The sequence below is a fragment of the Mycobacterium colombiense CECT 3035 genome, from assembly GCF_002105755.1.
Lineage (GTDB): Bacteria > Actinomycetota > Actinomycetes > Mycobacteriales > Mycobacteriaceae > Mycobacterium > Mycobacterium colombiense.
In genome coordinates this window covers 4,023,244-4,046,650 of sequence record NZ_CP020821.1, presented here as the reverse complement: position 1 = coordinate 4,046,650, position 23,407 = coordinate 4,023,244, and the positions used below count along the sequence as shown (strand labels likewise).

Sequence of the window (23,407 nt, the reverse complement as noted above, 5' to 3'; positions counted from 1 at the left end):
ACCCGTAGCCCGGCGGGCCCGGCGGGGCTCCCTTATACCCTGTTCAGGTGACCGACTCCCCGACCACTTCGCCGGCAACCAGTTCTGGCGCCGCCGTGCCCGACTCTGATGCGCCGCCGCACCGCTACACCGCGGCGCTGGCGGGGCGTATCGAGGGCGCGTGGCAGGAGAACTGGGCGAAGCTCGGGACGTTCAACGTGCCCAACCCGGTTGGTTCGCTGGCTCCCGCAGACGGATCCCCGGTGCCGGACGACAAGTTGTTCGTGCAGGACATGTTCCCCTACCCGTCGGGGGAGGGGCTGCACGTCGGACACCCGCTGGGCTACATCGCGACCGACGTGTACGCCCGCTATTTCCGGATGACCGGCCGTAACGTGTTGCATGCGTTGGGGTTTGACGCCTTCGGGCTGCCCGCCGAGCAGTACGCGGTACAGACCGGCACCCACCCGCGCACCCGGACCGAGGCCAACGTCGTCAACTTCAAGCGGCAGTTGGGGCGCCTGGGCCTCGGCCACGACAGCCGCCGCAGCTTCTCCACCACCGACGTCGAGTTCTACAAGTGGACCCAGTGGATCTTCTTGCAGATCTACAACGCCTGGTTCGACACCGCGGCCAACAAGGCCCGCCCCATCGCCGAGCTGGTCGCCGAATTCGAGTCCGGTGCGCGGCGCCTCGAGGACGGGCGGGACTGGGCCGGCCTCTCGGCGGGGGAGCGGGCCGACGTGATCGACGGCTACCGGCTGGTATACCGGGCCGACTCGATGGTGAATTGGTGTCCCGGTCTGGGCACCGTGCTGGCCAACGAGGAGGTGACCGCCGACGGCCGCAGCGACCGCGGCAACTTCCCGGTGTTCCGGAAACGGTTGCGGCAGTGGATGATGCGAATCACCGCCTACTCCGACCGGCTGCTCGACGACCTCGAGGTGCTGGACTGGCCCGAACCGGTCAAGACCATGCAGCGCAACTGGATCGGCCGGTCCACCGGCGCCAAGGCGCTGTTCGCGGCCACCGGCGTCGGGGCGAGACGGTCGACATCGAGGTGTTCACCACCCGGCCCGACACGCTGTTCGGCGCCACCTATTTGGTGCTGGCGCCCGAGCACGACCTGGTCGATGAATTGGCGGCGGCCGCCTGGCCGGACGGCACCGACCCGCGCTGGACGTACGGCGCCGCGACACCGGGTGAGGCCGTCGCCGCCTACCGACAGGCGATCGGCTCGAAGTCGGACCTCGAGCGCCAGGAGAGTAAGGCCAAGACCGGCGTCTTCCTGGGCAGCTACGCGATCAATCCCACCAACGGCAAGCCGGTGCCGATCTTCATCGCCGACTACGTGTTGGCCGGGTACGGTACCGGGGCGATCATGGCGGTCCCCGGCCACGACCAGCGCGACTGGGACTTCGCGCACGAGTTCGGTCTGCCGATCGTGGAAGTCATTGCCGGCGGCGATATTTCGGAATCCGCCTACGCCGGCGACGGGGTGCTGGTCAACTCGGGCTACTTGGACGGGTTGAATGTGGCCGCGGCCAAGGAGAAGATCACCGCGCGCCTGGAGGCCGAGGGCCGCGGCTGGGCGCGCATCGAATTCAAGCTGCGCGACTGGCTTTTCGCCCGCCAGCGGTATTGGGGCGAGCCGTTCCCCATCGTCTACGACGCCGACGGGCGGGCGCATGCGCTCGACGAGGCCGCACTGCCGGTCGAGCTGCCCGACGTTCCGGATTACTCGCCGGTGCTGTTCGACCCCGACGACGCCGACAGCGAGCCGTCGCCGCCGCTGGCCAAGGCCACGGAGTGGGTGCACGTCGAGCTGGACCTCGGCGACGGCCTGAAGCCCTACACCCGCGATACCAACGTGATGCCCCAGTGGGCCGGCAGCTCCTGGTATGAACTGCGCTACACCGATCCGCACAACTCGGAACGGTTCGCCGCCTTGGAGAATGAGGCCTACTGGATGGGTCCGCGGCCGGCTGAGCATGGGCCGCAAGATCCCGGTGGCGTCGACTTGTACGTCGGCGGCGCCGAGCATGCCGTGCTGCACCTGCTGTACGCGCGGTTCTGGCACAAGGTCCTCTACGACCTGGGCCACGTGAGTTCTCGGGAGCCCTATCGCCGGCTGGTCAACCAGGGCTACATCCAGGCCTTCGCCTACACCGACGCGCGCGGCTCGTATGTGCCGGCCGAGGAGGTGGTCGAACGGGACGGGGGCTTTTTCTACCCCGGGCCCGGGGGAGAGGTGGAAGTCTTCCAAGAGTTCGGGAAAATCGGTAAGAGCCTGAAGAATTCGATTTCACCCGACGAGATCTGCGACGACTACGGCGCCGACACGCTGCGCGTCTACGAGATGTCGATGGGACCGCTGGAGGCCTCCCGGCCCTGGGCGACCAAGGATGTCGTGGGAGCCCACCGCTTCCTGCAGCGCGTGTGGCGGTTGGTGATCGACGAGCAGACGGGTGACACCCGCGTGGTCGACGGAACCGAGCTGGCGACCGACACGCTGCGGGCGCTGCACCGCACCATCGCCGGCGTCGCGGAAGACTATGCCGCGCTGCGCAATAACACCGCCGCGGCCAAGCTGATCGAATACACCAACCACCTCACCAAGGAGCACCGTGACGCGGTGCCCCGCGCGGCGGTCGAGCCGCTGGTGCTGATGCTGGCGCCCCTGGCCCCGCATATGGCCGAGGAGTTGTGGCTGCGGCTGGGCCACCAGACCCCGCTGGCGCACGGCCCGTTCCCGGTCGCCGACCCCACCTATCTGGTGGACGACACGGTGGAGTATCCGGTGCAGGTGAACGGCAAGGTGCGCGGCCGGGTGCTGGTGGCCGCCGACGCCGATCAGGACGCGCTGAAGGCGGCCGCGCTCGCCGACGACAAGGTTCAGGCGTTTCTGGCGGGCGCCAACCCGCGCAAGGTGATCGTGGTCCCCGGCAGGCTGGTCAACCTGGTCGTGTAGCGCCGCCCTATCGCCCGGCGGGCCGCAGCACCACCTCGTGCAGGTGACCGTCGCGCGGGGTGGCCACCGCATGGGCGACCGCGGCCGCGACCGTTTCGGGCTTCAAGAAATTGGCGGGGTCGTAGGTGCCGCCCTCGAACTCGACGAGCTCTCGCTGCATGTCGCTGTCGGTCCGGCCCGGATACACCGTCGTCACCCGCAACTCCGGCTCGTCGCTGCGCAGCGAGTCCGCGAACGCGCGCAGCGCGAACTTGCTGGACGAATAGGAGGCCATTCCCCGCGAAGCGGTGCGCCCCGCGCCGGAGTTGATGAACACCACCTGGCCGCGCGCCCGCCGCAGCGCCGGCAACAGCGCCAGCGTAAGTTCCACCGGTCCAAAGACGTTCACCGCGAAGGTGGCGCGCCACTCGTCGACGTTCGAGTCGGCGACGCTGCCGGGGATGGCCAGCCCCGCGTTGTGCACGAGCACATCGAGTTCGTCCACGATTTCGCACGCGGCTTCGATGTCGCCCGAGTCGGTGAGGTCCAGCGGAAACGTGGTGGCGCCGAGCCGCTCCGCGACCGCGTCGAGCCGATCGGACGGGCGGCCCGCCAGCAGCAGGGTGTGCGTGGGTGCCAGCGCGGTGGCGATGGCCGATCCGATACCGCCGCCGGCGCCGGTGATGAGTGCATTGGGCATGCCCTGCAGTTTACCGACGGCGCAAACGCACGCGAAAAGCGTTGACGGCGGCTGCTTTTCAGGCTTCCTTGCGTGCGGGCGGCACGCCGGCGGGTCCGGACGTCGGGTCCCCGGAGGCCAGCCGCTCCAGCGGTGCCAGCGCCTGCATGAGGGTGTCGAGGTCGGACGGCGGGAGCTGGCTGAGCATCGAGGCCAGCGAGGCCCGCCGATTGGCCAGCGATTCACCGTGCACGGCCCGCCCCCGCGGGGTGATGTCCACGAGCACCGCGCGCAGGTCGGACGGATCGCGGGAACGCTTGACCAGCCCCACCTTCTCCAGCCGCCGGATCGCCACGGTCGTGGTGGGAGTCCGTACCCGTTCGTGCGCGGCGAGGTCGGTCATCCGGATCGGGCCCTGGTCGAGCAGCGTGACCAGGATCGACAATTGCGCCAGGGTCAGCTCTCCGGCCGCTGCGCCGCTGGGGTCCCCGCGGCGGAGAATCGCAAACAATTTGGACAGCGCTCGGTGCAAACCCTCGGCGAGCTCGGCTACCTCGGCCGGGTTCGATTCGCTGTCCGCCATAAATCGGGAGTCTATCCCGATATGAGGTGCTTACAAGGGAGCTATTGCCCACCAGTTGGTGGAGATCAAAGCACTTGGGACAAAAACCGCTGCAGCCGTTCGGTCTCTGCGGCATCGAATATCTGCTCGGGAGGACCCGATTCCACGACCTTGCCGTGATCCATAAACACCACGGCATCGGATGCCGACCGCGCAAAACCCATTTCGTGGGTTACCACAACCATTGTCATACCGTCGGCGCCGAGGTCGGCAATGAGTTGCAGTATTCCCTTGACCATTTCGGGATCCAGCGCCGAGGTCGCTTCGTCGAAGAACATCACTTGCGGCCCCATGGCCAGCGCGCGGGCGATCGCCACCCGCTGCTGTTGCCCGCCGGACAGCATGCTGGGCCGGGCACCGGCCTTGTGCTTCAGGCCAACTCGGTCCAGCTGCGACATCGCCAGGTCGCGGGCCTCGTCGGCCGGCAGCCGGCGCAACTTGCGCGGTGCCATCGCAACGTTGGCCAGGACGCTGAGGTGCGGGAAAAGATTGAAATGCTGGAACACCATGCCGATGCGCTGGCGCAGCTCGTCGGGATCGTCGCGCAATACCGAGCGGCCATCCAGCAGAATGTCGCCGCTGTCAGGCTCATACAAGCGGTTCAGCGTGCGCAGCAGTGTCGACTTGCCAGAACCTGACGGCCCGATGACCGCCACCGTGCTGCCCGCGGGTACCTCGAGATCGACACCGCGCAGCACCTTGGTACCGCCCAAGGTTTGGTGAACGTCCTTGGCCGCCAGCGAAACTGACGCGCGCCCGTGGGTGCCGGAGCTCACGTGATCTCCTGGCCGAACGTCGCCCCCAGCACGTCGGCATCGTCCTCTGGTGTGGCGGCGCGGCGGCCGCGGCGAAGACGGGTGTCGATGTAGTTCACCAAATGCGTTAGCGGGATGGTCAATAGCAGGTAGAACAGACCCGCGGCCACCAACGGTGACAGGCTCCCGGTCTGCGCGTTGAGGTCGCGGCCCACCTGGAACAGCTCTCGCTGATCGGCGATCAGGCCGAGGAAGTACACCAGTGCGGAGGCCTTCAACAGGCCGATGGCCTGATTGACCAGGGCGGGGAGCACGCGGCGGATGCCCTGCGGCACCACCACCAGCCGCATCGCGGTGACATAGCTGAAGCCCAGCGCCCGGGACGCTTCCAGTTGTCCGGGATCGACGCTTTGAATGCCGGAGCGCAGGATCTCGCCGATGTAGGCGGCCGCCATCAATCCCAGCGCGGCGATGCCGAGCGGGTAGGGGTTCTTGTTGGTGAGCCCGCTGACCAACGGGCCGATGCCCATCCCGATCAGCAAGATGATCACCACCTCGGGCAGGCCCCGGAAGATGTCGGTGTACACCCGGGCGGGCCACCGCAGCCAGCGCCGGTGCGAGATCCCGGCCATCGCCAGCACCATGCCCAGGGCCAGGCCGATGACCAGGGCGCTGTTGGTCAGGATCAACGTATTCGGCAGCCCGGTGGTGAACAGCATGGGAATGGCCTGCCGGTACATGTCCCAGTCGAAGAACGAATCACCCAATTGGGCCAGTGGAGATTTCGGGGCGGGCGGACCCGCGGCCGAGCGGTGTTGCTTCGCGATCGCCGCGAAGTCCGGCAGCTTGGGGATGGGCGCGGCTTTGGAGCCGGGCTTCCAGCCGGGCGGCATCGTCCGCGGCACCCACTGGGAATACAGGTGCGCCCAGGTGCCGTCCGCGATGACGGCGTCCAGCCCGGAATTGAGCGCGTCGATCAACGGCTTGTTGCCTTTGGCCACCGCGTAGGCGACGAAATTGCCTGGGCTGTAAGTATTCGCGGCGACCAGCGCCGGATCGCCCGGGCGAATGACGGTCGCGGCAAGGGTCCCCGGCGCCACCCACGCATCGATCTGGCGGGACTTCAGGCTGGCGTACAGGGTGGCGAAGCCCGGGTATTTCACGGGTTGCAGGTGCAACACGTCGACGACGTACGACTCCTCGACGGTGCCCTGCACCACGCCGATCCGCTGGCCCGCGGCGAGGTCGCTGAATTTGTGGATGGCCGAACCGGGCGGCACCACCAGCGAATAGAACCCGAAGTCGTAGCCGTTGGTGAACGAGACGGTGCGCCGGCGGGCGTCGGTCGCCTTCACCGCCGCCGACCCGACGTCGAAGCGGCGGGACGCCACCTGGGCGAGCAGCGCGGAAAAGTCGGTGCTGACGAAGCGGACCTGCAGACCCAGCTTGTCGGCGATGGCGCGCAGCAGTTGGTTGTCGAAGCCGCTGAATTCGCCGGTGGGATTGATGCAGATGTTGGGCGGTGCGTCCGACAACGTTCCGACGGTCAGGACACCCGGCACGCCGAGGCCCAGGGCGCCGACGTCGACCGCGCCGAGCGGCTCGACCGACGCCGTGGTGTCCCGGTCGTCCTCGCCGGTGGTGGGGTTCTCGGTGAGGTCTTTGGGCAGGGTCCGCGCGCTGTCCACGCCGGCCGGCGCGCATTGGTTCCAGTCCGCGGCCGCCGGCGCGATCGGTCCACCCACCGCCAGGCCGCACACCATCAGGACAGTCGCGGCCAGGCCGAATGCCCTTCCGCGGCGCTTGGTGTGCCGGCCCACGCGCGAACTCATCTGTGTCACCGTAACGACTGAACGGCGACGCGGCCCGCGCAGCGTCGGTTCAGAACACCAGCGATGCTTCGTCGCGGACGGTGTCCGCGCCGGCGACCGCCCGCAGCGGGCCGGGAACGACCCGACTGGCGTCGTCGGGCGGGGTGAACACCCGCCGCCGGAACAGCTCGGCCAGCATGGTCTGGGCCATCAGATAGGAACGGTCGACGCATGCGGCCCGCGCGGCTTCGGGGTCGCGCCGCTGTATCGCCGCGGTCTCGTCTTCGTAGAACGGCAGCATCTCGTCGCGCCCGCTCTGATAGGTGGTCCAGAACAGGCGTGGGATGAGGCTCTGCGAGGCGCGGATCGTGGCGTGCAGGCGCGGACCGGCGTACTCCTCGTTGACGGTGCGCCGGTATTCGGCGGCGACGTCGGTGAAGGCGCGCGAATCCTTGGCGATGCGCAGCGAGCGCATCAGGGTGTCGAGCTGTCCCAGGATCCTTGGCGTGGGACTGGTCGCCGCGCGGGCGGACGCTATCCCGTTGAGCATGCCGTCGAGCTCGTGGTGCTCGAGCACGGTGGCCTCGTCGAACCGCTCGACGAATGCGCCACGGTGATAACGCGTGGACACAATGCCGTCATGTTCGAGTTGGACCAATGCCTCTTGAATGGGCACCCGGCTCACTCCCAGCCCCAGCGCAATTTCATTGCGGTCGACGCGGTCCCCACTGCGCAGCTTCCCGGTCAACAACAGGTGCAGGATGTGCGAAACAACCAGGTCCTTTTCTTTGACCCCGTATTTCTTCGGCATCTTTTTGTTTCAGTCTCTTTCACACCCGGTTCGGCCATCTAGCGGTGAGAGTTTCTCACGAATGGACGCGCACGTTTAGGTGTTTGGCCGATGAATCTGAATACGGGGGGCCGGTTTAACGGCTGTCGCGCCACTTGCACAGCGCTTCGGCGGCGGTCAGGTCGTAGTCGGGACCATTTACGCCGACGGTCAGCAACGTCACGCCCAGCGCGGTGAGGCCTTCGGCGTTGGCGATCAGCCCGTCGAGGCCCTCGCCGCGGCGCACGCCGCTGTTGTTCTCCACGCCGGCCGACCTCTCGATGGTGGACGGGTCGCGCCCGACGGCCGCGCAGTGTTCTTCCAGCACCGCCGCCGCATCCGGATAGGTCTCGACGGTGGTGAAGCCGTGCCAGATGTCGCCGTACTCGGCGACCATGCGCAATGTCTTTCGTGGGCCCTTGCCGCCGATGAGGATCGGAATGTCGCGGGTGGGCGCCGGGTTCAGTTTCGCCAGGCGCGCCTGGATCCGGGGCAGCGCGGCCGCCAGGTCGTTCAGGCGGCTGCCCGCGGTGCCGAATTCGTAGCCGTACTCGTCGTAATCCTTTTGCTTCCAGCCCGCACCGATGCCGAGGATCAGCCGGCCGTCCGAAATGTGGTCGACGGTGCGGGCCATATCGGCCAGCAGCTCCGGATTGCGGTAGGAGTTGCACGTCACCAGGGCGCCGATCTGGATGCGCGACGTCTGCTCGGCCCAGGCCCCGAGCATCGTCCAGCATTCGAAATGCGCACCCTCGGGATCGCCGTAGAGCGGGAAGAAATGATCCCAGTTGAACGCGATGTCGACGCCGATGTCCTCGCAGCGGCGCACGGCGTCGCGCATCTGCCGGTAGTGCGGCGCGTGTTGCGGCTGCAGCTGGACACCGATACGGACGGGGAATTCAGAAGTCATGGGCGCCGCTCCTCCTCATCGCTTCGCTGGGCATCGTCGCCGACGCGAGTCGTCACCCCACCGTAGGCTCAGCGCGGGGCGAGCACCCCACGCAGAATGTCGATCAGCGCGCGGGGCTGGTCGCTTTGCACGGAATGGCCCGAATTCTCCACGACGTGCGCCGACCGGAAATGCTTTGCGCGGCGGGCGAGCTCGGCCGCGTCGTCATCGCTGACGAAGCCCGACGTGCCGCCGCGCACCAGCGTTACGGGCGCGGACAAGGCGTCGACGTCGTCCCACAGCCCGGCGAAGTCGGGGAACGTGCGGATCGCGTCATAGCGCCACGTCCACTGGCCGTTCTCCAGCTTGCGCGAATTGTGGAACACGCCGCGGCGCAGAGCCTTCACCTCGCGGTGCGGCGCCGCCGCGACCGTCAGGTCGAGCATGGCCTGGAAGCTGGGAAACTCGCGTTCGCCGTGCATCAGCGCCACGGTGCCCTGCTGCTCCTTGGTCATCTCGGAATGCCGTTGCAGCGCCGACGGGGTGACGTCGATCAGCACCAGCTCCTTGACCAGCTCGGGTGCCACCGCGCCCAACCGGATCGCGGTGAGTCCGCCCAGCGACATGCCGACGACGAGGTCGGCCGATGGGGCGTGTTCGCGCAGGATCGGCAGGAGCGTGTCGGCGTTGTGCTGCGGCGAGTAGTCGCCGTCCTCGCGCCAGGCGGAGTGGCCGTGGCCGGGAAGGTCGACCGCCAGCGCGGGTTCGCCGATGCCGACGATGATGGTGTCCCAGGTGTGCGCGTTCTGCCCGCCGCCGTGCACGAACACGATCCGTGGGGGAGCACTGCCCCAGCGCAGGGCGCTGATTTTGCTTTCGCCCGTGCCGGACTCGACGCGCTCGCCGTCGGGCAGCGGACCGGTGACCCCGGCCTGCTCGGCGTTTTCGTGCAACAGCGAGAATTCGGACAGTCCGGCCAGTTCGTCTTCGGAGATCTCGGTCACGATCTTTGACACTAGCTATAGGACGTAGCGGCGGCGAATGCCGTGGAAGCGCTCCCACATCGCGGCGGCGCGCTCGGGCGGGCTCACCATGGCGGTTTCCTCCGGCAGCGCGTCCAGCAGTGCGCCGTGCTTGACCACCCTGGTGTCCAGCACCGCGGGTTCACCCTCGAGCATGTGCCGGTAGGTCAGGTTGCCGCGTTCGAATCCCTGGGTGTCCAGCCAGTTGTGCACGCCCGGATCACGGTGCGCCATGACCAGGCGGATGCGGCCGTCGCGGTCGACCTTGGTGCGGCTCGGCGTATAGCTCACCGGGCGGTAGAGGTAGTCCATGCTGTTGAAGAACACGCCCATGTTGGTGAACATCCACAGCCCGTCGTGGGCGTCGAACTCGACGATCAGCGCTTCGTCGGGCCCCAGCTCCCAGTACATGTTGGCGGCGGCCCGGCCGCGTTTGTCGTCGGCGTCGCTGGCGCCGACGCGCGGGAACGTGTTGGGGTGTTCGGCGTCGACGCCGCCGTACCTGAACGGGAATTCGGGCCAATCGGACATCAGGCCGGTGACGAAATCGCCGGCCCAACGCATCGCGTCGACCACGTTGGCGGTGCCGGGCAACGGCTTGGGGGAGTCCATGTCGACGCGTTCGATCCGCAGCTGCGCCGGCGATTCGTCCCAGCGGTCAAACCCTTGCCGGATGAACAGTTTTCGTGTCTCCGGCGTGGTGGGCAGCCAGTTCGGCCCGCGTTCGGGACCGCCGAGGTAGAGCTCGAACCGCCCGTCCTCGCCGATGTCGAGTTGATGGCCGAGCAGGTTGGCCTGCGGTGTGTCGCCGAACGGTTCGTGCAGGACGCCCGGGCCGGGCGTACGTCGTCCCTGCACGGTGACGTTGAAAAAGCGTGCGCTGCCGCGGGTGCCGGCGAGCCGGTAGGTGGAGCGCCCGTCGATCCATGCCTGCTGATAGGTGAAGTCGGCGCAGTCCCCGCCGAGTTTGCGAGTGGGGCCGCAGAAGGCATGCAGCGCCGGGTAGCCGGTGTCGCGGGTTTCGAGCGCCAGATCGAAGGCCTGGCCCAGGTTTTGGGTGAGAAACCGGTAGGCGTCGACGCGCTGCGACGCGGTGGCGGGATTGGCGTCTTTGAACACCTGCCGGCCGGCGCGCTCCAGCTGGGCACAGAATTCGGTCCACGCCGATTGCAGCGCCGCGTCGTCGGGACCATCGCCGAAAGCCATTGTCATGCACCCAATCTGTTCAACATCGCGCCGACGACGTCGCAGGCGCGTCGCGCGGCTTGCAGGCGGCCCTCCGCGTCGATGCGGGGCCCGATCAGTTCGAGGTCGAATCCGTGCGCGTAGCCGCCGGCCAGGGCCTGGGCAACAAACGCTTCGAGGGGGATCGCGCCGTCACCGGGCACCGCGCGACCCGGAAGCGCCCGGTCACCCAGCACGTAATCGCTGAGCTGGATGAGCTCGGTTCGTGGCAACGCCCGCTGCACCATCGCCTCGACATCGCCCTCCGCCCAGCAGTGAAACAGCTCGATGCAGATTCCGAGTCCGCTCATCTCGGCCAGTGCGACGGTATCGCGCAGGGTGTGGGCGAGGTGGATGTCGGCGTAGAGGCTCGACGCGTTCTCGATCGCCAGCGCCACCCCCGCCCGCCGCGCGTGCTCGGCGCAGGGAGCGATCATGGCGGTGAAGCGATCGGCGGCCTGCGGCCAGGTCAGTGCGCCCCGGCCACCGGTGAGCAGGTAGACCACCCGCGCGCCCACCGCGGCCGCCGCATCGAGCACCGCCAGCAGCTTGTCCCGCGCCGCGGTCCCTGCGGTGTCGAGCCGGCCACCGCCGAAGACGTGGCACACCGCCTCCACGGTGTAGGTGTTGCGTTGCAACAGCTTTGGGAACTGGGGGTCGAGCAGCTCGCTGTCCAAGACGCTGAGCCGGGACACACCGAGGGCCGCCCATTGCTGCTCCACCTCGGCCAGCGGCGCGCCGAAGAAGGTGACGTCGTGGACGGAGAGGCGCTTGTGCGGTGCCGTCACGTCAGCCCCGGGTTTCGATCTCGACCCCGAATCGCTCACGGAATGGCTGGAATTCGGCGTGCAGCGCATCGAGGTCTTCACCGATGTCGATCAGCAGCTGGGTGGAGTAGCGGAACTTGCCGTAGCGGTCACCGCGGTTGTTGACCAGGTAGTCGCGCATCGCCGTTTCGGCCTCGGGCGTGATTGTGCGGCCGGCGAAGTCGTAATAGCGCCGTACCGTTGCGATTTGGTCCGCAATGAAGTCGGTGTAGCGGACGTGCAGGATGCGTGGATCGTCCACCATGGGATTGCTCATGGTGTTGGCGACGCCTTCGCGTGTCAGCTCCAGGTGCATCTTCGCCAGCGCGTGCAGGTCGACCGGACCGACCATGCCCTCGGCGATGTCGGCCATCATCATCGTGCGCGAGGCCGCGACCTGCACCGGGTCGCGGTGCAGCCAGACCAGGGTGGCGTCGGGGTAGGCGTCGAACATCTCCCTGAGGCGGAAACCATGAAACCCCTTCAGCACCCAATACTTTGGCGACCGCCGGTATTGCAGTTGTTGCAACATGGCCCTGTGCAACCGGTATTGCGCGGCCGGGTCGGTGGCCAGACCGCCGACCAGGGACTGCATGGGTACCCGCCACCACGCGGTCGGCGTCATCACCCGGAAGTCGAACGCCCAGGTGCGCTCGTCTTCGGGAAGCCCGTCGCCGAGCATGTCGTTGTACGGGTGGCTGTGCAACCACTTGGGCATCTTGGCGTTGATCTCACGCCAGTCCGCGTCGGCGCGCGCCCGGCGGTCGTCGTCGGGGGCGGCCAGCCCCGGCGGCGGAGACGGATACATCACCTCCCAGAACCGCAGCGCGCGGGCGTGCGGGTCGACGGACATCAGGGCGTGCATCAGCGTTGTGCCCGAACGGGGTTCGCCGGTGACGAACATCGGCGACTTGATCACCTCGGCGCCGATCGGGTAGCGGTTGCGGTCTTCGATGAACTCCAGGCGCGACGTCAGCAGCCAGCGGCACACCTGCGCGGCCTCGAAGCGGCCATCGGCGTCCAGGCCCAGACCGTTCAGGTGGTCGACGGCGACGGCGAAGCGCTCGGGCAGGGTGGCGTCGCCGTAGTCGCGCAGCCCGGTCTCCGCCTCGGCGGCGGCGAGCATCTCCGCGGCGTCCAAACGTGTTGTCACGGCAGGTCCCCGCAGAGCCGCACCAGCTCGTCTTCGGCGGCGCGGACGTTGGCCGCCGACGCCTGCGCGTATTTCAGGCCGGCCATGGCGCCGTAGTCGAGGATCTTGGGCACGCGCAGGCCCGCGTCGACGTACGTCTTGACGATCTTGGCGACTGCTTTCGGCGTGCCATGCGGTACGACGGCCAGCACCATCTCGGGGTGCGCGTCGCCCAGAAACTGCACAATCCGATCCCGGGTGAGCACCGCCGGGTCGATGTCCTGAAATCCACGCCAGTCCGGGCCCATGGGGTGGTCGAACCCGAAGTCGCTCAACGTCTTTGCGGAGACCTGCAGCAGGAACGCCTTGACCAGGGGAGCCTGCAGGATCTCGGCGAGCGCGGCGTCGTCCGTGCCGATCAGGCACACCTGGATGAAGCAGGGGGTGATGGCCATCGGGTCGCGGCCGGCGCGATCTGCGGATGCCCGCACCGCGGCGAGCATCTGGGCGTAGTGCTCGGGAGTCCAGGCGCCCGCCGGCCACCACCCGTCGGCGTACCGGCCCGCGATGTCGAGCATTCGCGGGCCGCTGGCGCCGATCCAGATCGGGGGGAGGCGACCCTCGTAGGGTTCGGTATCCAGGCGAGCATGGCGCAGTGAATAGAACTGACCGTCGAAGTCGACGGGACCGTCGCTGCGCCACAGCAACTGGATCACCGCCAGCGCCTCCTCGAAACGGCTGACCGAACGCGAGAAGTCGAAGCCGTAGGGCAGCGTGTTCTCGCTCTCACCGCTGCCCAGCCCCAGAATGAAGCGGCCCTTGGCGAGGTGATCGATCGTCAACGCCGTCTGCGCGAGCATGGCGGGATGGCGGCGCACCGTGTCGACCACGGCGCTGACCAGAGGGACTCGCTCGGTCAGCACGGCCGCCGCGGCCGCCACCGCGAGCCCGTCCAGGTGGCGGTGCGGCGACGGGGAAGCGGTGGCCAGGTCGGTGAATTCGGGTGTCCAGATCGAATCCGGCCAGAAGCTGACCATGTGATCGGGCAGCCAGAGGGAGTGGTATCGGCCGCTGTCGAGTTCCGCGAGCCCGGACAGGTCGAGGGGGAGGGTGGTGCGCAGGAACGCTGCGGGGTGAACGGTCATCGAGACATGATGCTAAGCACCTGCACAGCATCGTGTCGATGATTTGGCCCCCAACGGCCGCGAGCGTAACGCGGGATTCTCGAGGTGAAAATCGCCGTGGCGTTACGCTCGCGACACGGGTGGCGCGCCGAGGGCCTTAGGCCGAAATGATGAACTCTTCGAGCTGAGTGCGCGCGACGTCGTCGGGCAGCTGCTGCGGCGGGCTCTTCATCAGGTACGCCGACGCCGGGATCACCGGGCCGCCGATGCCGCGGTCCTTGGCGATCTTGGCGGCGCGGACCGCATCGATGATGACGCCCGCGGAGTTCGGCGAGTCCCAGACCTCGAGCTTGTACTCCAGGTTCAGCGGCACGTCACCGAAGGCGCGGCCTTCCAGCCGCACGTAGGCCCACTTGCGGTCGTCGAGCCAGCCGACGTGGTCGGACGGGCCGATGTGCACGTCCTTGGTCTTGAACTCGCGCTGCAGGTTGGAGGTCACGGCCTGCGTCTTGGAGATCTTCTTGGACTCGAGGCGCTCGCGCTCGAGCATGTTGAGGAAGTCCATGTTGCCGCCGACGTTGAGCTGCATGGTGCGGTCGAGCTGCACGCCGCGGTCTTCGAACAGTTTGGCCATCACGCGGTGGGTGATGGTCGCGCCGACCTGGCTCTTGATGTCGTCACCGACGATCGGCACGCCGGCGTCGGCGAACTTCTTGGCCCACACCGGGTCCGAGGCGATGAACACCGGCAGCGCGTTGACGAACGCCACACCGGCGTCGATGGCGCACTGGGCATAGAACTTGTCGGCCTCTTCGGAGCCGACGGGCAGGTAGGAGACCAGGACGTCGACGTTGGCCTCGCGCAGCGCCTGGACGACGTCGACGGCCTCGACGTCGGACACCTCGATGGTGTCGGCGTAGTACTTGCCGATGCCGTCGAGCGTCGGGCCGCGCTGCACCGTCACGTTGAGGGGCGGCACGTCGGCGATCTTGATGGTGTTGTTCTCCGACGCGAAGATCGCCTCGGACAGGTCGAAGCCGACCTTCTTGGCGTCCACGTCGAACGCCGCGACGAACTTCACGTCGCGCACGTGGTACTGACCGAACTTCACGTGCATCAAGCCGGGCACGGTGCTGTTCGCGTCGGCGTCGTAGTAGTACTGCACGCCCTGAACCAGCGAAGACGCGCAGTTACCGACGCCGACAATGGCGACTCGTACCTCCGTCGACGCCTGCGGCGCGTTCTGCTCACTCATATGGGCGTTCTCCTAACCTCTGACCACTGACTGGGGATGCTGGGTTCGTGCTGGGATTTACGTTTGCTCGGAGAGGCCGGGCATAGCCCGCTCCGCAGCGATGAGCTCGTTGAGCCACTTGACTTCGCGCTCACTGGACTCGAGCCCCAATTGATGAAGCTGACGGGTGTAGCGGTCGAACGAGCTACTGGCCCGCGCAACTGCTTCGCGCAGACCCTCCCGTCGTTCCTCGACCTGACGGCGACGGCCCTCCAGAATGCGCATCCGCGCCTCTGCCGGAGTCCGGTTGAAGAAGGCCAGGTGGACCCCGAAGCCGTCGTCGGTGTAGTTGTGCGGACCGGTGTCGGCCACCAACTCACCGAAGCGCCGGCGGCCCTCGTCGGTCAGCTGGTAGACGCGCCGGGCCCGCCGGACCGGCGTCCCGGCCGGGGCGGCATCCTCGGCAATCAACCCTTCGGCCTGCATGCGCCGCAGGGCGGGGTAGAGCGATCCGTACGAAAACGCCCGGAACGCGCCGAGGAGACCGGTCAGCCGCTTGCGCAACTCGTAGCCGTGCATGGGCGACTCGATCAGGAGACCCAGGATGGCGAGCTCCAACAATCGAATCACCTCCCTGGAAAAGATTTGCGCGGCTGGTTACGACGGTTCGACGCCTCGCGCAATCGTATCGTCTCGATATATTAGCCACAACACCACTGAGTGTTGGTTTGCCGTTTGTCACAGTGCAGCGTGTGAAAGCGCCGGGGGATCGGGCCGTTACGTGGGCAGACTCATCTCCTTGACGGCGCCGTCACCCGCGAAGGTGATATGCCCGCCCCCGTAGTCGCTCGAGACGTACAGCGACAGCGACAGCGCACCCGGTGTGGTCGGGTCGGTCGCCGGCTCGATGATCAGGTACGTGGTTTTGACGTCGGCCGGCCTCATGTGCAGCGTTTCGGGGGCGCCGCGCATGATGCCCACGGTCTTCGTCACGTCGAACTTGCTCAGGTCGGCGGGGGCGGCCGCGTCCGAGGAACCCTTGGCCGAGCTGGTGGGATCGCCCCACCCGCCGCGATAGGTGTAGGCCAGCATCCGGCGGTCGTCGGAGGGGTCCGGGCGGTCCAACACGGCGTAGGTCGGGTAGATCACCAACCGGTAGCCCATGGTGTCGCCCAGCCGCTTGCGCATCTGCTCGAACAGCCCGGTGAGCCCGCCGACCGAGTGCAGCTGTGTGGGCGCCGTCAGCACCACGGCGCCGACTCCGTCGGGCTTGGCCCCCGGGTCGGTGGTGAAGTCCAGCGGCGAGCGGGTGTTCCCGTACAGCCCCCAGCCGATGCCGATGCCCAGCAACACCGAGACGACGAAGGCGGCGGCCGGCACCCACCACCCGCCGACTCGAGGCAGCATCTTGGGCCGCGAGTCGACGGCGGGCAGTTGCCGCCCGGCGTTGGTCTGCAGATCGTTCACCAGGGTGTGCAAGTCGCCCAGCGTCACCGCCTTGGTGGCCGCGCTGACCCGCTCCCGGTGCTCTTCGGCGGAGAGCTCTCCGTCGGCCAGGGCGTCGTCGAGGACCGTGCAGGCATCCTGGCGGTCGCTGTCCTTGGCGCGGGTCGTCGTGGTCGCCCCGCCTCCCAGCGGTGCCCCGAGCCATTTCGCCACGGGGATGATCGTAGAAGTCCGAGTCGGGTTTGGCGTAGAAACCACTGCCGATTACCCGGCGCGGACCGCCACGGTTCGGTTGCGTATCACTGGTCGGGATGGCGACGTACTCTGGTGGGCGTGCGACTGCAGCGACAAGTGGTGGACTACGCGCTCCGGCGGCGCTCACTGCTGTCCGAGGTGTACTCGGGCCGCACCGGTGTGTCCGAGGTCTGTGACGCGAACCCGTATCTGCTGCGCGCCGCCAAGTTTCACGGGAAACCGAGTCAGGTCATGTGTCCGATCTGCCGCAAGGAGCAGCTGACGCTGGTGTCGTGGGTGTTCGGGGAGCACCTCGGCGCGGTGTCGGGCTCGGCGCGCACGGCCGAAGAATTGGTGATGCTGGCAACCCGCTTCGAGGAGTTCGCCGTCCACGTGGTCGAGGTGTGCCGGACCTGCAGCTGGAACCATCTCGTCAAGTCCTATGTGCTCGGCGCGGCGCGCACTGCACCGCCGCCCAGGGGCGCCGGACGCACGCGGACGGCGCGCAACAACGCCCGCACGGCCATTGAATAACGAAGGACGCCACAGCCAGTCGTCCGGTGACCAACGTGGGCCAGCGACTGAGCATGTAGGCAATCAGAGTTCTGACAAGCGCCCGGAGCCCGACCGTCCGGACGCCGATCGTCGACGCCCGGAACGCCGGGAGGCGCCGCCGACGATCAACCGCCGCCGTACGGCCCCGCCCGACGATCGGCTGACGACGATCCTGCCGCCGGTCCAAGACGGCGGGGCGCCCCGGCGCGCCGACCCCATCGAGGAAGTGAAAGCCGCGCTGGCCGGCCCCCCGTCGACGCCCACGCGGCGCGACGCGCTCGACGAGGTCAAGGCGGCACTGGACGGCCGGGGTCCAGCGCCCGGCCGTCGCGAGCGGGCCGGCCTCGGCGGCGGTCCACCGGGCGGGCCGCCCCTCCGCCACGGCCTCCCGGGCGACCGGGAGGACCCGGCGGGCTGCCCGTCCCGCCCTGGCGCGACTGGGCCTGGACCGAGCAGATCAACTGGCTGTGGGTGCGGCGAGCGGCCTACCTCTGCGCGGCCGTCCTGGTGCTGCTGCCGATCGTCACGTTCGCGATGGCGTACTTCATCGTCGACATTCCCAAGCCGGGCGACCTTCGTACCAACCAGGTTTCGACGATCCTGGCCAGCGACGGCTCGGAGATCGCCAAGATCATCCCGCCGGAGGGCAATCGGGTCGACGTCAACATCAACCAAGTTCCCGTGCATGTGCGCCAGGCGGTCATCGCCGCCGAAGACCGCAATTTCTATTCGAACCCGGGGTTCGATTTCAGCGGTTTCGTGCGCGCGGTGAACAACAACCTCTTCGGCAGCGGTGACCTGCAGGGTGGGTCGACGATCACCCAGCAGTATGTGAAGAACGCGCTGGTCGGTTCGGCCCAGCACGGAGTCAGCGGCCTGATGCGCAAGGCCAAGGAACTCGTCATCGCCACCAAGATGTCGGGGGAGTGGTCGAAAGACGATGTGCTGCAGGCCTATCTGAACATCATCTACTTCGGCCGGGGCGCGTACGGGATTTCCGCGGCCGCCAAGGCTTACTTCAACAAGCCCGTCGAGCAACTCACGGTGTCCGAGGGTGCACTGCTCGCCGCACTGATCCGGCGGCCGTCCTCACTGGACCCGGCGGTCGATCCGCAGGGCGCCCGTGCCCGCTGGGCGTGGGTGCTCGACGGCATGGTGGAGACCAAGGCGTTGTCTCCGAGCGACCGTTCCGCGCAGGAGTTCCCGCCGACCGTGCCGCCGGACCAGGCGCGCGCGCAGAACCAGACGACCGGGCCCAACGGGCTGATCGAGCGTCAGGTGACCAAAGAACTGATGGAGCTGTTCAACATCGACGAGCGGACCCTGAACACCCAGGGCCTGCAAGTCACCACCACCATCGACCCGAAGGCCCAGCAGGCGGCGGAGAAGGCGGTGTCGAAGTACCTCGACGGCCAAGACCCCGATATGCGTGCGGCCGCTGTCTCGGTCGATCCGCACGACGGGGCCATCCGCGCCTACTTCGGCGGCACCGACGCCAACGGCTTCGACTTCGCCCAGGCGGGCCTGCAGACCGGGTCGTCGTTCAAGGTGTTCTGCCTCATCGCCGCGCTCGAGCAGGGCATCGGCCTGGGCTACCAGGTGGACAGCTCGCCCCTGACGGTCGACGGCATCAAGATCACCAACGTCGAGGGCGAGAGTTGCGGCACGTGCAACATCGCCCAGGCGCTCAAGATGTCGCTGAACACCTCCTATTACCGGCTGATGCTCAAGCTCAAGGGCGGCCCGCAGGCCGTCGCCGACGCGGCGCACCAGGCCGGCGTCGCCACCAGCTTCCCCGGTGTCGCCCACACCCTGTCCGAGGACGGCAAGGGCGGACCACCGAACAACGGAGTTGTGCTGGGCCAGTATCAAACCCGGGTGTTCGACATGGCTTCGGCGTACGCGACGCTGGCCGCCTCCGGCATGTATCACCGCCCGCACTTCGTGCAAAAGGTCGTCAACTCCGACGGCCAGGTTCTGTTCGACGCCGCCAACTCCGACAATAAGGCCGAGCAGCGCATCCCCAAGGCCGTCGCCGACAACACCACCGCGGCGATGGTCCCGATCGCCGCCTATTCACGCGGCCACGCCCTGGCCGGCGGCCGACCGTCGGCGGCCAAGACCGGCACCACCCAGCTCGGTGACACCACCTCGAACAAGGACGCCTGGATGGTCGGCTACACGCCGTCGCTGTCGACGGCGGTGTGGGTCGGCACTGCCAAGGGCGACAGCCCGCTGGTGACGGCTTCGGGCGGACCGGTTTACGGCTCGGGGCTGCCGTCGGACATCTGGAAGTCCACCATGGACGGGGCCCTCAAGGGCACGTCCAACGAATCCTTCCCCAAGCCGACCGAGATCGGCGGCTACGCGGGCGTGCCCGTCGCACCCCCGCCGCCCCCGCCGCCGTCGGAGACCGTCATCCAGCCCACCATCGAAGTGGCACCGGGGATCACCATTCCGGTCGGTCCGCCCACGACGATCACGATGGCGCCACCGGGACCCGGCGGCCCGCCGGGTGGCCCGGAGCCGGGCGGCCCGCCTGGCGGCCCCCCGGGTGGTGGCGTCCCGCCGGGTGGACCCCAAGCACCGCCACCGCCACCGTGACCGAAGCCGCGGAGCACGGCGCCACCACCTCACCGCAGCGGCTCGCAGCGGACCTGCGCAGCGCCGACAACCGAGATTGCCCGAGCCGCAACGACTTCCTGGGCGCCGCGCTCGCCGACGTGGTCGGGGGACCGGTCGGCCGGCACGCGTTGATCGGCCGCTCCCGGCTGATGACCCCGTTGCGGGTGATGTTCCTGATCGCGCTGGTGTTCCTGGCGCTCGGCTGGTCGACGAAGGCGGCCTGTCTGCAGAGCACCGGCACCGGGGCCGCCGACCAGCGGGTTGCCAACTGGGACAACCAGCGCGCCTATTACGAGCTGTGCTACTCCGACACCGTGCCGCTGTACAGCGCAGAGTTGTTGAGCCAGGGCAAGTTTCCCTACAAGTCGAGCTGGGTCGAGACCGACTCGAGCGGCGCCCAGCAGATCCGGTACGACGGCCAGCCCGCGGTGCGCTACATGGAGTATCCGGTGCTGACCGGGGTCTACCAGTACGTGTCGATGGCGCTGGCCAAGACCTACACGGCGCTGAGCAAGCTGGCGCCGCTTCCGGTGGTCGCCGAGGTGGTGATGTTCTTCGACATTGCCGCGTTCGGGCTGGCGCTGGCCTGGCTGGCCACCGTCTGGGCGAGCGCCGGCCTGGCCGGGCGACGGATCTGGGATGCGGCACTGGTGGCCGGCTCCCCGATACTGATCTTTCAGATCTTCACCAACTTCGACGCGCTGGCAACGGCTTTCGCGATGGCCGGGCTCCTGACCTGGGCGCGACGAAAACCGGTGCTGGCCGGCGTGCTGATCGGCTTGGGTGCCGCGGCGAAGCTGTATCCGTTGCTGTTCCTGGGCCCGATGCTGTTGCTGGGAATCCGGACCGGACGTCTACGCGCGTGGGTGCGGACCGCGGTGGCGGCCGGGGTGACCTGGCTGCTGGTGAATCTGCCCGTGCTGGTGTTCTTTCCGCGCGGCTGGTCGGAGTTCTTCCGGCTCAACACGCGTCGCGGCGATGACATGGACTCGGTGTACAACGTCATCAAATCGTTCACCGGTTGGCGGGGGTTCGACCCCAAGCTCGGGTTCTGGCAGCCGCCGACGGTGCTCAACACCGTCGTCGCGGTGCTGTTCGTGGCGTCTTGTGCGGCAATCGCTTTCATCGTGCTGACCGCCCCGCAGCGACCACGGGTGGCGCAGCTGCTGTTTTTGGTGGTCGCCGCTTTCCTGCTGACCAACAAGGTGTGGAGCCCGCAGTTCTCGCTGTGGCTGGTGCCGCTGGCGGTGCTCGCACTGCCGCATCGCCGGCTACTGCTGGCGTGGATGACCGTCGACGCACTGGTGTGGGTGCCGCGGATGTATTACCTGTACGGCAACCCCAACCGTTCGCTGCCAGAACAGTTCTTCACCACCACCGTGTTGCTGCGGGATATCGCGGTTATCGTGTTGTGCGCGTTGGTGATTCGTCAAATCTATCGGCCCGGCGAGGATCTGGTGCGCTGGGGTGGCCGGGTGGACGACCCGGCGGGCGGACCGTTTGACCGCGCACCCGATGCGCCACCTGCGTGGCTGCCGGACTGGCTGCGGCCGGTTGGTTCGCGCCGCTCGAGCGTCCCGGATTCCCCCGGCGCCGAGGAGCGACCCGCGGTGGCCAGTGGAGTGGCGCCATGACGCGCGCCGGCGACGATGATGCCGGTGCGGCCGGGATCGAAGGAGTGGCGCCATGACGCGCGCCGACGACGATGATGCCGGTGCGGCCGGGATCGAAGGAGTGGCGCCATGACGCGGGTGGCCATCCCGATCTTCCCGCGGTTCACCGCACTCGACGCGGTGGGTCCTTATGACGTGCTGCAGCGCATTCCGTCGATGGACGTCGTGTTCGTCGGACACCGGCGCGGTGAGGTGCGGACGGAGAACGGAATGCTCGGTGTCAGCTGCGATGCCACCTTCGACGAGGTGGATGCGCCCGATGTGGTGGTGTTCCCCGGCGGCATCGGCACCCGCCAGCTCGTTCACGACGAGGCCATCCGGGCGTGGCTGCAAGCGGTCCATCCCAATACGACGTTCACCACCTCGGTGTGCACGGGTGCCCTGCTGCTGGCCGCGGCCGGTCTGCTGGACGGGCTCACCGCCACCACCCACTGGCGGGCCGCCGATCTCCTCAACGGCTTGGGCGCCCGCTATGTGCCGGAGCGAGTCGTCGAACACCTGCCGCAGCGGATTATCACGGCCGCCGGGGTGTCCAGCGGCATCGACATGGCGCTGCGTCTGGTGGAGTTGCTCGTCGACCGGGAGGCCGCGCAGGCCGCTCAGCTGCTCATCGAATACGACCCGCAGCCGCCCTTCGACTCGGGCGCGCTCGCCAAATCCGATGCCGCAACGGTGGCGAGGGCCCACGAATACTTGGAGGCCCGGCAGTAGTGACGTTGCCCGACCGGCCGGATTTTTCTGGTCAGCCCGCAATCCGGTAGCCTGATGCGGTTGCCGACGCAGGCGACCCTCCTGCCACGGAACGTCCGTGGCCGCTTGAGACCAGAGGAGGTGGTGAGGTTTCCATGCGTCCATACGAAATCATGGTCATTCTTGACCCCACGCTCGACGAGCGCACTGTTGCCCCGTCCTTGGAGACGTTCCTCAACGTCGTCCGCAAGGATGGTGGATCGGTCGACAAGGTCGACATCTGGGGCCGGCGCCGCCTGGCCTACGAGATCGCCAAGCACGCCGAAGGCATCTACGTCGTCGTCGACCTGAAGGCCGAGCCGGCGACGGTATCCGAGCTCGACCGCCAGCTGAGCCTCAACGAGTCGGTACTGCGCACCAAGGTGATGCGCACCGACAAGCACTAACAGCCTTGGCTGCGTCGCGTGCTTCTCGTCGGCGCACCTGCCTAGGCTGTGGAGAGCTCAGCGAAAGTACGCTCATGACATCCATCACCCGAGCGGCGAGGAACAGGTCGGAACGAGGAGGAAACTGTGGCTGGTGACACCACTATCACCGTTGTTGGAAACCTGACCGCCGACCCCGAATTGCGGTTCACCCCGTCGGGTGCCGCCGTCGCGAACTTCACCGTGGCGTCGACACCGCGGATCTATGACCGCCAGAGCGGGGAATGGAAAGACGGTGAGGCGCTGTTCCTGCGGTGCAACATCTGGCGGGAGGCCGCCGAGAACGTCGCGGAAAGCCTCACGCGTGGTGCCCGTGTGATCGTCACGGGCCGGCTCAAGCAACGCTCTTTTGAGACTCGTGAAGGTGAAAAGCGCACCGTCGTCGAGGTCGAGGTCGACGAGATCGGCCCTTCGCTGCGGTATGCCACGGCCAAGGTGAACAAGGCCAGCCGCAGCGGTGGCGGTGGTGGCGGCGGCGGCTTCGGCGGTGGCGGCGGCGGATCCCGCCAGCAGTCGGCGCCGGCGAGCAGCGCACCCGCGGACGACCCGTGGGGCAGTGCCCCCGCGTCGGGCTCGTTCGGCGGCGGGGACGACGAACCCCCCTTCTGATTGAAAAACTTCAGTAACAGAGAACGGAAAGAAA

19 protein-coding genes and 2 pseudogenes are annotated in these 23,407 nt (G+C 67.8%); 7 read left to right on the top strand and 14 right to left on the bottom strand.

Annotation, left to right across the window (positions count from 1 at the left end; translation table 11 throughout):
* The first annotated feature begins 47 nt into the window (after nucleotides 1-47).
* A pseudogene (gene leuS / locus B9D87_RS19000) lies at nucleotides 48-2,950 on the top strand (leucine--tRNA ligase).
* 7 nt (nucleotides 2,951-2,957) lie between these two features.
* On the opposite strand, the gene B9D87_RS18995 reads toward leuS, so the two are convergent.
* The 14 genes from B9D87_RS18995 to B9D87_RS18930 all read right to left on the bottom strand — a co-directional run bounded on the left by B9D87_RS18995 (nucleotide 2,958) and on the right by B9D87_RS18930 (nucleotide 16,715).
* Nucleotides 2,958-3,629 (bottom strand): SDR family oxidoreductase, encoded by a 672-nt coding sequence (locus B9D87_RS18995; protein WP_007771687.1) that lies wholly within the window; start codon nucleotides 3,627-3,629, stop codon nucleotides 2,958-2,960.
* Between the two features lie 58 nt (nucleotides 3,630-3,687).
* On the bottom strand, nucleotides 3,688-4,191 hold the full coding sequence (locus B9D87_RS18990) for a MarR family winged helix-turn-helix transcriptional regulator (RefSeq protein WP_007771688.1): 504 nt from the start codon (nucleotides 4,189-4,191) through the stop codon (nucleotides 3,688-3,690).
* A gap of 65 nt (nucleotides 4,192-4,256) precedes the next feature.
* Nucleotides 4,257-5,006 (bottom strand): amino acid ABC transporter ATP-binding protein, encoded by a 750-nt coding sequence (locus B9D87_RS18985; RefSeq protein ID WP_007771689.1) that lies wholly within the window; start codon nucleotides 5,004-5,006, stop codon nucleotides 4,257-4,259.
* Complete coding sequence (locus B9D87_RS18980) at nucleotides 5,003-6,817, bottom strand: ABC transporter substrate-binding protein/permease (protein ID WP_040630510.1); 1,815 nt, start codon at nucleotides 6,815-6,817, stop codon at nucleotides 5,003-5,005. The genes B9D87_RS18985 and B9D87_RS18980 overlap by 4 nt, the downstream gene beginning before the upstream one ends.
* A gap of 49 nt (nucleotides 6,818-6,866) precedes the next feature.
* Nucleotides 6,867-7,607, bottom strand: a complete 741-nt coding sequence (locus tag B9D87_RS18975) for a GntR family transcriptional regulator (RefSeq protein WP_007771693.1) — start codon at nucleotides 7,605-7,607, stop codon at nucleotides 6,867-6,869.
* Nucleotides 7,608-7,722: 115 nt separating this feature from the next.
* Entirely contained in the window at nucleotides 7,723-8,535 is an 813-nt protein-coding gene (locus B9D87_RS18970; protein ID WP_007771694.1) for an LLM class F420-dependent oxidoreductase, read from the bottom strand.
* Between the two features lie 68 nt (nucleotides 8,536-8,603).
* Nucleotides 8,604-9,518, bottom strand: coding sequence for an alpha/beta fold hydrolase (locus B9D87_RS18965; protein WP_007771695.1), 915 nt, complete (start codon nucleotides 9,516-9,518; stop codon nucleotides 8,604-8,606).
* A gap of 15 nt (nucleotides 9,519-9,533) precedes the next feature.
* Nucleotides 9,534-10,748, bottom strand: a complete 1,215-nt coding sequence (locus tag B9D87_RS18960) for a DUF1214 domain-containing protein (RefSeq protein ID WP_238553449.1) — start codon at nucleotides 10,746-10,748, stop codon at nucleotides 9,534-9,536.
* Nucleotides 10,745-11,548, bottom strand: a complete 804-nt coding sequence (locus tag B9D87_RS18955; protein WP_007771697.1) for a sugar phosphate isomerase/epimerase family protein — start codon at nucleotides 11,546-11,548, stop codon at nucleotides 10,745-10,747. Before B9D87_RS18955 ends, B9D87_RS18960 begins: the two co-directional genes overlap by 4 nt.
* Nucleotide 11,549: 1 nt before the next feature.
* Complete coding sequence (locus B9D87_RS18950; protein ID WP_007771698.1) at nucleotides 11,550-12,719, bottom strand: sulfotransferase family protein; 1,170 nt, start codon at nucleotides 12,717-12,719, stop codon at nucleotides 11,550-11,552.
* Nucleotides 12,716-13,843: an LLM class flavin-dependent oxidoreductase gene (locus tag B9D87_RS18945; protein ID WP_007771699.1), complete on the bottom strand. Its 1,128-nt coding sequence runs from the start codon at nucleotides 13,841-13,843 to the stop codon at nucleotides 12,716-12,718. The genes B9D87_RS18950 and B9D87_RS18945 overlap by 4 nt, the downstream gene beginning before the upstream one ends.
* 136 nt (nucleotides 13,844-13,979) lie before the next feature.
* Nucleotides 13,980-15,077 carry an inositol-3-phosphate synthase gene (locus tag B9D87_RS18940; RefSeq protein ID WP_007771700.1) on the bottom strand — a complete coding sequence of 366 codons (1,098 nt, stop codon included), beginning with the start codon at nucleotides 15,075-15,077 and terminating at the stop codon, nucleotides 13,980-13,982.
* 57 nt (nucleotides 15,078-15,134) lie between these two features.
* Complete coding sequence (locus B9D87_RS18935) at nucleotides 15,135-15,677, bottom strand: PadR family transcriptional regulator (RefSeq protein WP_003874738.1); 543 nt, start codon at nucleotides 15,675-15,677, stop codon at nucleotides 15,135-15,137.
* Nucleotides 15,678-15,833: 156 nt separating this feature from the next.
* Nucleotides 15,834-16,715, bottom strand: coding sequence for a DUF1707 SHOCT-like domain-containing protein (locus B9D87_RS18930; RefSeq protein WP_007771702.1), 882 nt, complete (start codon nucleotides 16,713-16,715; stop codon nucleotides 15,834-15,836).
* Nucleotides 16,716-16,835: 120 nt separating this feature from the next.
* Between B9D87_RS18930 and B9D87_RS18925 the strand changes: the two genes are divergently transcribed.
* The 6 genes and pseudogenes from B9D87_RS18925 to B9D87_RS18900 all read left to right on the top strand — a co-directional run bounded on the left by B9D87_RS18925 (nucleotide 16,836) and on the right by B9D87_RS18900 (nucleotide 23,373).
* A complete protein-coding gene (locus B9D87_RS18925; RefSeq protein ID WP_040630674.1) occupies nucleotides 16,836-17,270 on the top strand; it encodes a DUF5318 family protein in 435 nt (144 codons plus the stop codon).
* Nucleotides 17,271-17,451: 181 nt separating this feature from the next.
* A pseudogene (locus B9D87_RS18920) lies at nucleotides 17,452-19,895 on the top strand (transglycosylase domain-containing protein).
* A complete protein-coding gene (locus B9D87_RS18915; RefSeq protein WP_007771712.1) occupies nucleotides 19,892-21,550 on the top strand; it encodes a glycosyltransferase family 87 protein in 1,659 nt (552 codons plus the stop codon). The pseudogene B9D87_RS18920 and the gene B9D87_RS18915 overlap by 4 nt, the downstream one beginning before the upstream one ends.
* A gap of 108 nt (nucleotides 21,551-21,658) precedes the next feature.
* Nucleotides 21,659-22,300: a DJ-1/PfpI family protein gene (locus B9D87_RS18910; protein ID WP_007771713.1), complete on the top strand. Its 642-nt coding sequence runs from the start codon at nucleotides 21,659-21,661 to the stop codon at nucleotides 22,298-22,300.
* A gap of 134 nt (nucleotides 22,301-22,434) precedes the next feature.
* Complete coding sequence (rpsF, locus tag B9D87_RS18905; RefSeq protein WP_007771721.1) at nucleotides 22,435-22,725, top strand: 30S ribosomal protein S6; 291 nt, start codon at nucleotides 22,435-22,437, stop codon at nucleotides 22,723-22,725.
* Nucleotides 22,726-22,851: 126 nt separating this feature from the next.
* Nucleotides 22,852-23,373 carry a single-stranded DNA-binding protein gene (locus tag B9D87_RS18900; RefSeq protein WP_007771722.1) on the top strand — a complete coding sequence of 174 codons (522 nt, stop codon included), beginning with the start codon at nucleotides 22,852-22,854 and terminating at the stop codon, nucleotides 23,371-23,373.
* The last annotated feature ends 34 nt before the right edge of the window (nucleotides 23,374-23,407 follow it).

Coding starts and splice junctions, on each gene's coding strand:
- B9D87_RS18995 (WP_007771687.1), bottom strand. CDS start 3,629: ATGCCCAATGCACTCATCACCGGCGCCGGCGGCGGTATCGGATCGGCC.
- B9D87_RS18990 (WP_007771688.1), bottom strand. CDS start 4,191: ATGGCGGACAGCGAATCGAACCCGGCCGAGGTAGCCGAGCTCGCCGAG.
- B9D87_RS18980 (WP_040630510.1), bottom strand. CDS start 6,817: ATGAGTTCGCGCGTGGGCCGGCACACCAAGCGCCGCGGAAGGGCATTC.
- B9D87_RS18975 (WP_007771693.1), bottom strand. CDS start 7,607: ATGCCGAAGAAATACGGGGTCAAAGAAAAGGACCTGGTTGTTTCGCAC.
- B9D87_RS18970 (WP_007771694.1), bottom strand. CDS start 8,535: ATGACTTCTGAATTCCCCGTCCGTATCGGTGTCCAGCTGCAGCCGCAA.
- B9D87_RS18960 (WP_238553449.1), bottom strand. CDS start 10,748: ATGACAATGGCTTTCGGCGATGGTCCCGACGACGCGGCGCTGCAATCG.
- B9D87_RS18945 (WP_007771699.1), bottom strand. CDS start 13,843: ATGACCGTTCACCCCGCAGCGTTCCTGCGCACCACCCTCCCCCTCGAC.
- B9D87_RS18940 (WP_007771700.1), bottom strand. CDS start 15,077: ATGAGTGAGCAGAACGCGCCGCAGGCGTCGACGGAGGTACGAGTCGCC.
- B9D87_RS18910 (WP_007771713.1), top strand. CDS start 21,659: ATGACGCGGGTGGCCATCCCGATCTTCCCGCGGTTCACCGCACTCGAC.
- rpsF (WP_007771721.1), top strand. CDS start 22,435: ATGCGTCCATACGAAATCATGGTCATTCTTGACCCCACGCTCGACGAG.